General features: G+C 62.1%; 14 protein-coding genes. 12 read left to right on the plus strand and 2 right to left on the minus strand.

The window, feature by feature from the left end; genetic code table 11:
• Window positions 1-122 precede the first annotated feature (122 nt).
• The 12 genes from nrdR to HBO23_RS10900 all read left to right on the plus strand — a co-directional run bounded on the left by nrdR (window position 123) and on the right by HBO23_RS10900 (window position 8822).
• Window positions 123-593, plus strand: coding sequence for a transcriptional regulator NrdR (gene nrdR, locus HBO23_RS10845; protein WP_015886108.1), 471 nt, complete (start codon window positions 123-125; stop codon window positions 591-593).
• Window positions 590-1726, plus strand: a complete 1137-nt coding sequence (ribD, locus tag HBO23_RS10850; protein ID WP_017135993.1) for a bifunctional diaminohydroxyphosphoribosylaminopyrimidine deaminase/5-amino-6-(5-phosphoribosylamino)uracil reductase RibD — start codon at window positions 590-592, stop codon at window positions 1724-1726. Before nrdR ends, ribD begins: the two co-directional genes overlap by 4 nt.
• A gap of 47 nt (window positions 1727-1773) precedes the next feature.
• Window positions 1774-2436 (plus strand): riboflavin synthase, encoded by a 663-nt coding sequence (locus HBO23_RS10855; protein ID WP_017135994.1) that lies wholly within the window; start codon window positions 1774-1776, stop codon window positions 2434-2436.
• Between the two features lie 15 nt (window positions 2437-2451).
• Window positions 2452-3543, plus strand: a complete 1092-nt coding sequence (ribBA, locus tag HBO23_RS10860) for a bifunctional 3,4-dihydroxy-2-butanone-4-phosphate synthase/GTP cyclohydrolase II (RefSeq protein ID WP_017135995.1) — start codon at window positions 2452-2454, stop codon at window positions 3541-3543.
• An 88-nt stretch (window positions 3544-3631) separates the two neighbouring features.
• Window positions 3632-4108 carry a 6,7-dimethyl-8-ribityllumazine synthase gene (gene ribE / locus HBO23_RS10865; RefSeq protein WP_003176356.1) on the plus strand — a complete coding sequence of 159 codons (477 nt, stop codon included), beginning with the start codon at window positions 3632-3634 and terminating at the stop codon, window positions 4106-4108.
• Window positions 4105-4605, plus strand: coding sequence for a transcription antitermination factor NusB (nusB, locus tag HBO23_RS10870; RefSeq protein WP_017135996.1), 501 nt, complete (start codon window positions 4105-4107; stop codon window positions 4603-4605). The genes ribE and nusB overlap by 4 nt, the downstream gene beginning before the upstream one ends.
• A 16-nt stretch (window positions 4606-4621) precedes the next feature.
• A complete protein-coding gene (thiL, locus tag HBO23_RS10875; RefSeq protein WP_017135997.1) occupies window positions 4622-5587 on the plus strand; it encodes a thiamine-phosphate kinase in 966 nt (321 codons plus the stop codon).
• 55 nt (window positions 5588-5642) lie between these two features.
• Complete coding sequence (locus HBO23_RS10880) at window positions 5643-6368, plus strand: transporter substrate-binding domain-containing protein (RefSeq protein ID WP_099547555.1); 726 nt, start codon at window positions 5643-5645, stop codon at window positions 6366-6368.
• A 129-nt stretch (window positions 6369-6497) separates the two neighbouring features.
• Window positions 6498-7115, plus strand: coding sequence for a GTP cyclohydrolase II (gene ribA / locus HBO23_RS10885; RefSeq protein WP_017135999.1), 618 nt, complete (start codon window positions 6498-6500; stop codon window positions 7113-7115).
• Window positions 7112-7531, plus strand: a complete 420-nt coding sequence (locus tag HBO23_RS10890) for a nuclear FMR1 interacting 1 family protein (protein WP_064454324.1) — start codon at window positions 7112-7114, stop codon at window positions 7529-7531. Before ribA ends, HBO23_RS10890 begins: the two co-directional genes overlap by 4 nt.
• A complete protein-coding gene (locus HBO23_RS10895) occupies window positions 7528-8328 on the plus strand; it encodes a cobalamin-binding protein (RefSeq protein ID WP_138451027.1) in 801 nt (266 codons plus the stop codon). Before HBO23_RS10890 ends, HBO23_RS10895 begins: the two co-directional genes overlap by 4 nt.
• Window positions 8329-8456: 128 nt before the next feature.
• A complete protein-coding gene (locus HBO23_RS10900; RefSeq protein WP_138451025.1) occupies window positions 8457-8822 on the plus strand; it encodes a hypothetical protein in 366 nt (121 codons plus the stop codon).
• A gap of 22 nt (window positions 8823-8844) precedes the next feature.
• Here the strand turns inward: HBO23_RS10900 and HBO23_RS10905 are convergent, their stop codons facing one another.
• Window positions 8845-10740: a TonB-dependent receptor gene (locus HBO23_RS10905; protein ID WP_170038032.1), complete on the minus strand. Its 1896-nt coding sequence runs from the start codon at window positions 10738-10740 to the stop codon at window positions 8845-8847.
• 137 nt (window positions 10741-10877) lie between these two features.
• Entirely contained in the window at window positions 10878-12776 is a 1899-nt protein-coding gene (gene dxs / locus HBO23_RS10910; RefSeq protein ID WP_017136004.1) for a 1-deoxy-D-xylulose-5-phosphate synthase, read from the minus strand.
• Between the last annotated feature and the right edge of the window lie 17 nt (window positions 12777-12793).

Here is a 12793-nt window from a genome sequence, read left to right on the forward strand (position 1 = left end):
CAAAATCCGTGGCTTAAAAAATATGAAACATAATAGTCAGCCTATATACCGTAAAGGCTATGGCTTGTCTTGCCACGGGGATGCGCTACCATGGCCCTCCCATTTTTTGTTGCCTGCCAACCATGCACTGTCCCTTCTGCGGTGCCAACGACACCAAGGTCATTGACTCGCGTCTGGTCGCCGAGGGCGATCAAGTACGCCGCCGGCGCGAATGCCTGGCCTCTGGCTGCGGTGAACGTTTCACCACCTTCGAAACCGCCGAACTGGTGTTGCCACGTCTGATCAAGTCCGACGGCAGCCGCCAGCCTTTCGACGAAGAAAAACTGCGCGCCGGTATGCAGCGCGCCCTGGAAAAACGCCCGGTGAGTGTCGAGCGGCTGGAGGCGGCGCTGGTGCATATCAAGCACAAGCTGCGCGCCACCGGCGAGCGCGAGGTCAAGAGCCTGGTGGTTGGAGAACTGGTGATGGGCGAGCTGCAAAAGCTCGACGAAGTCGCCTATATCCGTTTCGCCTCCGTGTATCGACGCTTCCAGGACCTCAATGAGTTCCGCGAAGAGATCGACCGCCTGGCCCGTGAGCCTGCCAAAGAATGAACCCACCGTCTGCCGAACAAGCCGTCCTCGATGCCCATTACATGGCCCGCGCCCTCGAATTGGCGCGCAAAGGCCTGTACACCACCCACCCCAACCCACGAGTGGGCTGCGTGATTGTGCGGGATGGGCAGATTGTCGGCGAAGGCTGGCATGAGCGCACCGGCGAGCCCCATGCCGAGCCGAACGCCCTGCGCGCCGCCGGCGACAAGGCCCGTGGCGCCACGGTGTACGTGACCCTCGAGCCGTGCAGCCACCATGGGCGCACGCCGCCTTGCGCCGATGCGCTGGTGACCGCCGGTGTGGCACGCGTAGTGGCCGGGATGCAGGACCCGAACCCGGAAGTGGCCGGGCGCGGGCTGCAGCGCTTGGCTCAAGCCGGCATCGAAACCCACAGCGGCGTACTCGAACAACAAGCGCGCGCGCTGAACCCCGGCTTCCTCAAGCGTATGGAACACGGCCTGCCGTTTGTGCGGGTCAAGCTGGCGATGAGCCTGGACGGCCGTACCGCGATGGCCAGCGGCGAAAGCCAATGGATTACCGGGCCGGCTGCCCGCGCCGCCGTGCAGCGCCTGCGCGCCGAGGCCAGTGTAGTGCTGACCGGCGCCGATACGGTGCTGGCCGACGGTGCGCGCCTTACTGTGCGCGCCGCTGAGCTTGGTCTGGACGAAGAAACCACCGCTCTGGCCATGTCGCGCCCGCCATTGCGCGTGTTGATCGACGGTCGCCTGCGGGTGCCGCTCAACGCTCCGTTCTTCAAGGCCGGCCCGGCGCTGGTCATCACCTGCGTCACCCCGGAAAACCAGTTCCCGCGTGGCCCGGAATGCCTGGTGGTGCCGGGCGTTGAAGGTCAGGTCGACCTGCGTTCGGCGCTGCTGGCGCTGGCAGCCCGTGGCGTCAACGAAGTGCTGGTGGAAGCCGGCCCAAGCCTGGCGGGCGCGTTTGCCCAGCAAGGCCTGGTCGACGAATACGTGATTTTCGTCGCCGGCAAGTTCCTGGGCTCCGCCGCCCGGCCTTTGCTCGACTGGCCGCTTGAGAAACTGGCCGACGCCCCCCAACTCAAGATCACTGAAATGCGCGCTGTAGGCGACGACTGGCGAGTCACTGCCATCCCGCTACCACCAGCGAGCGTATAATTCCGACCGGGCGCTCCAGCGCCCGTCCCGTTTTCCAGGAGAAGGCCATGTTCACCGGCATTATCGAATCCATCGGCAGCATCCGCGCCATGACCCCAAAGGGCGGCGACGTACGCCTGCTGGTTGAAACCGGCAAGCTCGACCTCGGCGACGTCAAGCTGGGCGACAGCATCGCTGTCAGCGGCGTGTGCCTGACCGTCATCGAGTTGCCGGGTAACGGCTTTGCCGCCGACGTCAGCCGGGAAACCCTGGACTGCACCGCGATGAACGACCTCAAAGCCGGCAGCCCGGTAAACCTGGAAAAAGCCCTGACCCCGACCACCCGTTTGGGCGGCCACCTGGTCAGCGGCCACGTTGACGGCGTCGGCGAAGTGGTTGCGCGCAGCGAAAACGCGCGCGCCGTGGAATTTCGCATTCGTGCGCCGAAAGAACTGGCCAAGTACATCGCCCACAAAGGCTCGATCACCGTCGACGGCACCAGCCTGACCGTGAACGCCGTGAATGGCGCCGAATTCGAACTGACCATCATCCCGCACACCCTGAGCGAAACCATCATGGCGTCGTACCAGCCAGGTCGCCGGGTGAACCTGGAAGTCGACTTGCTTGCCCGTTACCTGGAGCGCCTGCTGATGGGCGATAAGGCCGCAGAGCCAGCATCCGGGAACATCACTGAAAGTTTTCTGGCCGCTAACGGCTACCTGAAATCCTGACCAAGGGGGTGCCGCGTGGCGCTCAATAGCATCGAAGAACTGGTTGAAGACATCCGCCAAGGCAAGATGGTCATCCTGATGGATGACGAAGATCGCGAGAACGAAGGCGATATCATCATGGCCGCCGAGGCGTGCAAGCCCGAGCACATCAACTTTATGGCCAAGCACGCCCGTGGGCTGATCTGCATGCCCATGAGCCGCGAGCGCTGCGAGCTGCTCAAGCTGCCGTTGATGGCGCCGCGCAATGGCTCGGGTTTCGGCACCAAGTTCACCGTATCGATTGAAGCGACCACCGGCGTCACCACCGGCATTTCCGCCGCCGACCGTGCGCGCACGGTGCAAGCCGCTGCGGCCAAAGACGCCAAGGCCGAAGACATTGTGAGCCCCGGCCACATTTTCCCGCTGATGGCCCAACCGGGCGGCACCCTCGCTCGCGCCGGCCACACCGAGGCGGCCTGTGACCTGGCGCGCATGGCCGGTTTCGAGCCAAGCGGCGTGATCTGCGAAGTCATGAACGACGACGGCACCATGGCCCGTCGCGCCGAACTCGAGGCGTTTGCTGCCGAACACGGCATCAAGATCGGCACCATTGCCGACCTGATTCACTACCGCATGATCCACGAACGTACCGTTCAGCGGATTGCCGAGCAGCCGCTGGACAGCGAACTGGGCCAGTTCAACCTGGTGACCTACCGTGATTCAGTCGAAGGCGATGTGCACATGGCCCTCACCTTGGGGAGCATTTGCGCTGAAGAACCGACCCTGGTGCGCGTGCATAACATGGACCCGCTGCGCGACCTGCTGATGGTCAAGCAGCCGGGCCGCTGGAGCCTGCGTGCCGCCATGGCCGCGGTTTCCGAGGCCGGCAGCGGTGTGGTGTTGCTGCTGGGCAACCCGGTGGATGGCGACGTATTGCTCGCGCATATTCGTGAAACCGCCGAGCACACCCAGGTCAAAACACCGACCACCTACAGCATCGTCGGTGCCGGTTCGCAGATTCTGCGTGACCTCGGTGTGCGCAAAATGCGCCTGATGAGCGCACCGATGAAATTTAATGCGATATCCGGATTCGACCTGGAAGTTGTAGAATACGTGCCCTCCGAATAAAGGCTGGCGTTTTCTGCCCCTTGTTCGCGGTTAAATCATCACTGAGGGACGCACTTTTCGCGTCCCGGCTCTTTAAGAGATTTGTCGAATGACCCTGAAGACCATCGAAGGTACCTTCATCGCCCCCAAAGGCCGCTATGCCCTGGTGGTTGGCCGCTTCAACAGCTTCGTGGTTGAAAGCCTGGTAAGCGGTGCCGTGGATGCCCTGGTTCGCCACGGTGTGAGCGAGAGCGACATCACTATCATCCGCGCCCCTGGCGCCTTCGAAATTCCACTGGTTGCGCAAAAAGTTGCACAGCAGGGTGAATACGCGGCGATCATCGCCCTGGGCGCGGTCATTCGGGGCGGTACTCCGCACTTCGAATACGTGGCTGGCGAATGCACCAAGGGCCTGGCCCAGGTGTCCATGGAGTTCGGCGTGCCAGTCGCTTTCGGCGTACTGACCGTAGATTCCATCGAGCAAGCCATCGAGCGCTCCGGCACCAAGGCCGGTAACAAGGGCGCAGAAGCTGCCTTGTCCGCACTGGAAATGGTTAGCCTGCTGTCGCAGTTGGAGGCCAAGTGATTTCCGACGAGAGCGATCAGTTCAACCCACAGGATCCGCGTCCAGCCGATGCCGGCAAGCCATCCAAAAGCGAGAAGCGCCGTAAGGCGCGTCAACTCGCGACCCAGGCGCTGTACCAGCGCCTGATGGCCGGAGCCTCGCTGAACGAAATCGAAGCGCAGTTTCGCGTCGACAACGACTTCACGTTTGCCGACCAGAGCTACTTCCACGATATCCTGCACGGTGTGCATGCCAACCTGACCGAGATCGACACGGCTCTGGCGCCATGCCTGGACCTGACCATTGAAGAACTCGACCCGGTTGAACTGTGCGTGATGCGCCTGTCCACCTGGGAGTTGCTCAAGCGCGTCGACGTGCCTTACCGCGTGGTGATCAACGAAGGTATCGAGCTGGCGAAAGTCTACGGCTCGACCGACGGCCACAAGTTCGTCAACGGCGTGCTCGACAAGCTGGCCCCGCGCCTGCGCGAAGCTGAAGTGAAGGAACACAAGCGCTAAGTCGCTTGAGTCCCGAATGGGTGAGTTCGAGCTGATCCGCAATTACTTCGCCGCTGCGCCCTGTGCGCAGGGCGGTGAAGGCATTGCCTTGGGGATCGGCGACGACTGCGCCCTGCTGGCGCTCCCTGCCGGGGAGCAGTTGGCAATCTCCACCGATACGCTGGTGGCTGGCGTACACTTCGCCGACCCCTGTGACCCGTTCCTGCTCGGCCAGCGCTCGTTGGCCGTGGCAGTCAGCGACCTGGCCGCCATGGGCGCCCATCCTCTGGCCTTTACCCTTGCACTCACCACACCCACCGTCGATGCCGATTGGCTGCAACGCTACGCCCAGGGTTTGAACGCCATGGCGCAAAGCTGCGGCGTGGGGCTGGTGGGCGGCGATACCACGCGCGGGCCGCTGAGCCTGACCCTGACCGTGTTTGGCCGTGTGCCGGCCGGGCAGGCGCTGGTTCGCAGCGGTGCGCAGCCGGGTGATTTGCTGTGTGTGGGTGGTGAGCTGGGTAACGCTGCCGGCGCTTTGCCGCTGGTATTGGGGCAACGCACGGCGGACGCAGCTATCGCTGATCCGCTGCTCGCCCATTACTGGTCGCCGCAACCGCAGTTGGCGCTGGGCCTCGCGCTTCGGGGTAAGGCCACGTCTGCGATGGACATCTCCGACGGCCTGCTGGCCGATTGTGGGCATATCGCCAAGGCATCGGCTGTCAGGCTGGTCATTGAGCGTGAGAAACTGCCGTTATCCCAGGCGTTGCTGGCGTTTGTTGGCGATGACGATGCCCGTGTGGCCGCGTTGAGCGGGGGCGACGACTATGTGTTGGCGTTCACCCTGCCACCGGCCGAGCTGGCGCCGCTGTTGGCGGACGGCTGGCCGATTCACGTGATCGGCCGGGTCGCGGCGGGGCAGGGCGTGACGCTGATTGACGCCGCCGGGCAAGACATCACGCCAGCCGTGCGCGGCTATCAGCATTTTCGCGACACGCCGTAAGCGACAGACCTGCGCTACCCTCTATACGGTTATCCCTGTACAGGAGGTAGTCACCATGGGTGTGCGCCGTTGGCTGCTGATAGTGTTGTGCGCTCTCGCAACCCAGATTCTCGCCGATGAAGCACCTGTCCCTGGCAAGATCATGCTGGCCAGTGAGCAGTGGAACGACTACACCAACAAAGATGGCAGCGGCCTGGCCTGGGATGTGTTGCGAAAGATCTTCGAGCCGGTGGGCATTACCGTGCAAACCCGCAGCGTGCCCTATACCCGTTCGGTCGGCCTGGCCCAGCGTGGCGAGGTGGATGGCTGGGTCGGTTCCTATCGCGACGAAGCCAGTGGCGTGTTGTACCCGCACTGGAATTTCGACTCCGACCACATCTACGCCCTAGGGCTGGCAGCCACACCTGCACCGAGCATCGCCACGCTGGGTAATTACCGTTTGGCCTGGGTGCGCGGCTACAAGTACGAGGAATACCTGCCGAATGTGCGCCGCTTCAACCCGATAGAACGTCGGAGTGGCATCCTGCCGATGCTGCAACACGGCCGCGCCGACTTCTATATTGATGCCCTCACTGAAGCCAAATACGTGCTCAGCCAGTCGGATGACCCGGCGCAATTCAAGCTCACTCATATAGCCGAACTGCCGCTCTACATAGGCTTTGCCGACACCGAGCGTGGGCGGGCATTGATGGGGGTTTATGAGCAACGCATGGCCACGTTGGTGAAGAGCGGCGAGTTGAAAGCGATTTTCGAGCACTGGAAACAACCGTACCCGTTCTGACCTGCATAGAACCAGGACGAAGGCCAATCGAACCTATTGATCTTTATCAGCGATAATTCAGCTTAAGCGTCTGTAGGAACCTGCTGTTACAATGACGCCCTCTGTGAAATCTGAAATCAGGAGCACACGGTGCCCGTCGTTTTCGTCGCCGCTTCCAAGCTGCCTACCCCTTTTGCCACGTTCACCATGAACGGCTTTCTCGAAGAGGCCACTGGCCGCGAGCACGTCGTGCTCAGCCTGGGTGATATCGCCGACGGCGCGCCGGTGCTCGGCCGCGTGCATTCCGAATGCCTGACCGGCGACGCCTTGTTCAGCCAGCGCTGCGACTGCGGCTCGCAACTGGAAGCGGCGATGCGCGCCATTGCCCGTGAAGGCCGTGGTGTGCTGCTGTACTTGCGCCAGGAAGGCCGTGGCATTGGCCTGATGAACAAGATTCGCGCCTACGAGCTGCAAGATGGTGGCGCCGATACCGTCGAAGCCAACGAGCGCCTGGGTTTTGCCGCCGACCAGCGCGACTACGCGATCTGCCTGCCGATGCTGGAGCATTTGGGCGTCAAATCCCTGCGCCTGATGACCAACAACCCGCGCAAAGTCAAAGCCTTGACCGAGATGGGCATCACCGTGGCCGAGCGCGTGCCGCTGCACACCGGGCAAAACCCGCACAACAAGCTCTACCTGGCCACCAAAGCCAGCAAGCTCGACCACATGATGGGCAACGAGCATCAGGGCGAGGTCGACCGCGCGTGACCCGTGGCCAGGTAAAACGGCGACTGTCCTTCAACTGGTGGCAGTACCTGGCCCTGGCATTGCTCCCGTTGTTTGTCATCAACCTGGTGTTTGGTCAGGCCGAATCCCTGCTTCCCGTACTGGCCATGCCGTTCTTTATTGCCGGCGTGGCCTCGATGTTTCTGAGCCTGCGTTATTTTCATGGATATAAACACGCGCTGATTGCCACTTCCAAAGCCCTCGACACGCCCGAAGAACCGGCTGCCTGGATCACCCTCGCGGCACGTCGGCGCACGGCGTTGCTGGTGGCTGCCCTGCCAGCCTGGATCGGTGCGTTGGCGGTGTTTGTCGGCCTGGAGGCGGTGCCGCTGTGCCTGCTGGCGCTGTCGACACTGGTGCTGTTCTATCTCTATCGCATCCCGCGTCAGCTGGGATGATGCGTGTTTGGCTGTCGCTTCTGGTGCTGGCATTCAGTGCCCAGGCGATTGCGGTTGAACGCGTCGTCAGCCTGGCGCCGTCTCTCTCCGAAATCGTGGTCGAACTGGGCGCCGCCGACCTGCTGGTGGGCGTGCTCGACGGCGGCGAGCGCCCGGCGGCATTGGCCCAAGTGCCGTCGGTTGGGCAATACGGCCAACTGAATATGGAGCGCTTGCTCAGCCTCAAGCCCGACCTCATTCTGCTCTGGCCCGGCAGTGTTGGCCCGGCCCAGCGCGAGCAATTGCAGCGCCTGAATATCCCGGTTTATGTGGCTGAACCCCATAGCCTTGAACAGCTGACGGCCCAGGTACAAGCCATCGCTCAACAATTGGGCCGCGAAGCGGCGGGGCGCACGCTGGCCGCGCAGTTACGCCAACGCTTGGCCGAACTGCGCCAACGCTATCAGCGCGCCGAACCGTTACGTGTGTTTTATCAGGTATGGAACCAGCCGCTGTACACCGTGGGCGGCGGGCAGATCATCAGTGATGCCTTGGAGGTATGTGGCGCACGCAACGTGTTTGCCGACCTCAAGCTGCCCGCGCCGCAGGTCAGCGTCGAGTCAGTGTTGCAGCGCAACCCTCAGCTGATCCTGGCGGGTGATCAGGCGCAACTCGACGAGTGGAAGGCCTGGCCTCAGATCGCGGCGGTGGCTGAAGGTCGTTTGCAGGTCGTGCCCGACAAGGGGCTGGAGCGGCCCAGCGGGCAGATGGTTGAGGCCATCGCGAAGCTCTGTCAGGCAATGGCTGCCCAGCGCTGAGAGTCGCTGTGTTTTCGTCTGCTGCGGTGCGATTAGTCTGTCAAAACCATCGGATTTTGCCTGGCGATCTACCCGCCTAGGAGTGCTAGTTTCGCGGCTCTCCCATTCGAGCTGATCAAGGACACATCATGCGTTATCTATTGGCGATGGCCGGCGCCGCTTTCGCATTGGCGCTTATAAGCGGGTGCGATATTTCCCAAAGAATTTCCGAACTGAGGACATTTGGTAATCACCCAGTGGTGGACAGGACCGCAACGGTGGACAGCACCCAGCAAGACCTCCTCACTATCCAGAAGCCTGCGAAAATCACCTCGATCCGTGGCGGCACCTCCCAGTGCTTTGATTACGCGTTGGAGCGCGATGGTAAAAGAGCCGATTATTTCGTCTCGTTCACCTCCCAGGGTTGGGCAAATGCCTGGGGCTACTCAACGTGCAGCAAGCAGGTGGCAGCAGGCAGCCTGACGTCTAACGAGCGGATCAAGAGGCAGTACTGACCATTGATAGTGCGCGCTGGCGTTACAGTTCCGGCGTCCAGGTCACTCCAAACAACAGCGCCCGGCCTTCTTCCCGGTAGCCGTATTGTTGGCCTTGATACTGATACAGCGCCCGGCTGTAGTCTTTGTTCAGCAGGTTATCGACCTTCATGTTCAATGTTACTTCACGGTTCACCGCCCAACTGGCGCGAAGCCCCAGCAACCCGTAACCACCCAACCGTTGCTGGTTTTTCGGATCATCGTAGCTGCTGCTTACCGCTTGCCAGCTGGCGCCGACGCCAAACTGATCGAATTGGCGATCCAGATCCAGGCTCACCGTGCGTCTGGCGCGGCGAGCCAATGTGCGGCCGGTGTCGCGGTCGCGTGGGTCAATCATCGCCAGCCCGAGGCTGCCTTGCCAGCCGAACAGTTCTTGCTTGAGCGCTGCTTCGAAGCCATTGATGCGGGCCGAGCTGACGTTTTGTGGGCCGTCGCTGCCGAACACGATGGCGTCCTGAATATCGGTGCGGTACAGCGACGCCTCCAGGCGGCTGGTGTCGCTGAGCTGGCTGCGCCATTGCAGTTCATAGCTTTTGGAGGTTTCGGGTTTCAGGTTTGGGTTGGCGTTTTTGAAGCCGTATTCGTCCGGGTAATAAAGGTCGTTGAAGGTCGGTGCGCGGAAGCCTTCGCTGTAACTGAACAACAGGTCGTTATCCGGGTTCACCGGCAGGGTCAGGGTGCCGCTCCAGCTGTTGTGACCGCCGAATTGCTGGTTCTGGTCGCGGCGCAGGCCCAGCTCGGTGGAAAAATACTGTGTTTCAAAGCGGTGCTGGATAAACGCGGCGCGGTTCCAGCGGCTGTCTTCGGCGAGCACCGTACTGCTGTTGACCCGGTCTTCGTACCAGTCGCCGCCCAGGATCAGGCTGTTCTGATCATTGAGGGTCAAGTCGTTCTGCCAGGTCAGCGAGTCGCGGTAGGTGTTGAACACACTGCGGTCGTCGCTGAGTTTATCCAGGGTTTTTTCGCGGTTTTCGCTGTGACCCAGCTCCAGGCGAGACTTCCACGCATCGTTGATGCGCGCGTCGACATAGCTGCTGACGCTGCTGACGGTGAAGTCTGTATAGGGTTTTTGCTGGAAGCTCTGGTAGGTGAGCGAGTCATAGCGACCAAAAGGGTTGTCGAATTCGCTTTTGCCACGGTTATCCAGCACATTCACGCCAGCGTCGATGTCATCGGTGAAGGCATGGCTCAGGCTGAAACTGATGGCTTTGTTGCGATAAGCATCGTGGTCGCCATCGCTCGGGTACGACGTGCGTGTGCGGTTGATCCCCGCCGTGTCATCCAGGCTGGCGCCAAGGCTGAAGCGGGTTTGCTGGTCGCCGCCGGACAGTCCCAGGCTGCGCTCCCACGTCTGATTGCTGCCAAAGCCCACGTGCAGGCGCGGTTGCAGGCCCGACTCGGTGTTGCGCCGGGTGAAGATCTGAATCACCCCGCCAATCGCATCGCTGCCGTAGATCGCCGAGCGCGAGCCGCGCAGCACTTCTACGCGTTCGATCTGGTCGATGTTGAGGTATTGCAGGTTGCTGGTGCCGGTGGTGGAGCTGCTGATGCGCTGGCCATCCACCAACACCAGGCTCTGGGCGGTGGACGTGCCGCGCACATACACGTTGGTCACGCTGCCACGGCCACCACTTTGCGCCACCTGCACACCGGGCACACGGCTGAGCAAGTCGCTCACGCTGGTGGGCTGCAAGCGGTCGATGTCGTCGCGGGTAAACACGCTGTTGGCGGCGCTGCTGTCGTTACGCGCCTGCACCTGGCGGTTGGCGCTGATCACCACGTTGGGGAGTTTGAGGGCGTCGTCGCGCTCGAAGCTGTCGGCCAGCACGGCAGTGGCGGGGAGCAACAGCAGGGGCAGGGCAAAGCGAAGGCGATTCATGGGCTGTCCATAGCATTGAGCAGCAATACAAAAACAATGTGGGAGCTGGCTTGCCTGCGATGCGGTCACCTCGGTTTTTCAGTAAGACCGAGGTGATGCTATCGCAGGCAAGCCAGCTCCCACATGTTATGAGTGTTTTACAGGCCCAGCAGCGCCATGCGCGCGCGCACCGAAGCCTCGATCCCGGCCTCATCCAGGCCACATTCGGCCAGCATCTGCGCCGGTTTGGCGTGTTCCACATACACATCCGGCAAGCCCAGGTGCAGCACCGACTTGAGGATGTTCTCCCGCGCCAGGAACTCACTGACTGCCGCACCGGCGCCACCCATGATGGCGTTTTCTTCGACGGTCACCAGCAGTTCATGGCTGGCGGCGATTTCACGCACTAAGGTCTCATCCAGCGGTTTGACGAAGCGCATGTCGACCACGGTGGCGTCGATTTTCTCGGCGACCTTAAGGGCTTCGGCCACTTGCACGCCGAACACCAGAAACGCGACCTTGCTGCCCTGGCGGCGCACGATGCCTTTGCCAATCTCGATCGGCTCGAGGTTTTTCTCGATTACCGCATTCGGGCCGTTGCCGCGCGGGTAGCGCACGGCAGCCGGGCCGTTGTACAGGTGGCCGGTGCTGAGCATCTTGCGCAGTTCGTTTTCGTCGCTCGGGGTCATCACCAGCATGCCGGGGATGCAGCGCAGGTAGGACAAATCGAAGCTGCCGGCGTGAGTCGGGCCGTCTTCGCCGACCAAACCTGCGCGGTCGATGGCGAACAGCACGTCGAGGTTCTGCACCGCCACATCGTGAACAAGCTGGTCATAGCCGCGTTGCAGGAAGGTGGAGTAAATCGCGACCACCGGCTTGGCGCCTTCACAGGCCATGCCGGCGGCGAAGGTCACCGCGTGTTGCTCGGCAATTGCCACATCGAAGTAGCGCAGCGGGAAACGCTCGCTGAACGCCACCAGGTCGGAGCCTTCCTTCATCGCCGGGGTGATGCCCACCAGGCGCGGGTCGGCGGCGGCCATGTCGCACAGCCATTCGCCAAACACGCCGGAATACTTCGGCCCGCTGGCTTTTTTCGGCGCAGCGGCGGGCGCATCCACGGGTTCGAGCTTGGTGATGGCGTGGTAACCAATCGGGTCGACTTCTGCCGGAGCGAAGCCTTTGCCTTTTTTGGTGACGATATGCAGGAACTGCGGGCCCTTGAGGTCACGCATATTGCGCAGCGTGGCGATCAGGGTCGGCAGGTCATGGCCGTCGATCGGGCCGATGTAATTCCAGCCCAGCTCTTCAAACAGGGTGCCGGGTACCAGCATGCCCTTGGCATATTCTTCGGTACGCCGGGCAATTTCCCACGCGCCGGGCAGGCGCGAGAGCACCTTCTTGCTGCCTTCGCGCATGCTGGCGTAGGTGCGGCTCGAAAGGATTTTTGCCAGGTAATTGGACAGGCCACCCACATTGCGCGAAATCGACATGTCGTTGTCATTGAGGATCACCAACATGTTGGCGTCCACTTCCGGCGCGTGGTTCAGTGCTTCAAAGGCCATGCCGGCGGTCAGCGCGCCATCACCAATCACCGCAATCGCCTTGCGATCGCTGCCTTGCAGGCGGGCGGCAATTGCCATGCCCAGCGCGGCGCTGATGGAGGTGCTGGAGTGGCCGACGCCAAAGGTGTCGTACTCACTCTCGGAGCGGCGCGGGAAGGCGGCCAGGCCGTCCTTCTGGCGCAGGCTGCCCATGCGCTCGCGGCGGCCTGTTAGGATTTTATGCGGATACGCCTGATGGCCCACGTCCCACACCAGCCGGTCGTCCGGCGTGTCGAACACGTAGTGCAAGGCGATGGTCAGCTCGATGACGCCCAGCCCGGCACCGAAATGCCCACCGGTCTGGCCGACCGTGTAGAGCAATTCCAGGCGCAACTCATCGGCCAGGGTTTCCAGCTCGGCTTCACCCAGTCGACGCAGGCCAACCGGCGTGACAGCACGGTCGAGCAGGGGCGTGGACGGGCGCTTGCGGGGAATCTCTTGAAACGTCGTGGGCATCAGGCGAATCGTTATAG

Origin of the sequence: Pseudomonas sp. WS 5532, assembly GCF_012985445.1 — a bacterium.
In the GTDB taxonomy this organism is placed as follows: Bacteria; Pseudomonadota; Gammaproteobacteria; order Pseudomonadales; family Pseudomonadaceae; genus Aquipseudomonas; species Aquipseudomonas edaphica.

Coding starts and splice junctions, on each gene's coding strand:
- nrdR (WP_015886108.1), top strand. CDS start 123: ATGCACTGTCCCTTCTGCGGTGCCAACGACACCAAGGTCATTGACTCG.
- ribD (WP_017135993.1), top strand. CDS start 590: ATGAACCCACCGTCTGCCGAACAAGCCGTCCTCGATGCCCATTACATG.
- HBO23_RS10855 (WP_017135994.1), top strand. CDS start 1,774: ATGTTCACCGGCATTATCGAATCCATCGGCAGCATCCGCGCCATGACC.
- ribE (WP_003176356.1), top strand. CDS start 3,632: ATGACCCTGAAGACCATCGAAGGTACCTTCATCGCCCCCAAAGGCCGC.
- thiL (WP_017135997.1), top strand. CDS start 4,622: ATGGGTGAGTTCGAGCTGATCCGCAATTACTTCGCCGCTGCGCCCTGT.
- HBO23_RS10880 (WP_099547555.1), top strand. CDS start 5,643: ATGGGTGTGCGCCGTTGGCTGCTGATAGTGTTGTGCGCTCTCGCAACC.
- HBO23_RS10895 (WP_138451027.1), top strand. CDS start 7,528: ATGATGCGTGTTTGGCTGTCGCTTCTGGTGCTGGCATTCAGTGCCCAG.
- HBO23_RS10900 (WP_138451025.1), top strand. CDS start 8,457: ATGCGTTATCTATTGGCGATGGCCGGCGCCGCTTTCGCATTGGCGCTT.
- HBO23_RS10905 (WP_170038032.1), bottom strand. CDS start 10,740: ATGAATCGCCTTCGCTTTGCCCTGCCCCTGCTGTTGCTCCCCGCCACT.
- dxs (WP_017136004.1), bottom strand. CDS start 12,776: ATGCCCACGACGTTTCAAGAGATTCCCCGCAAGCGCCCGTCCACGCCC.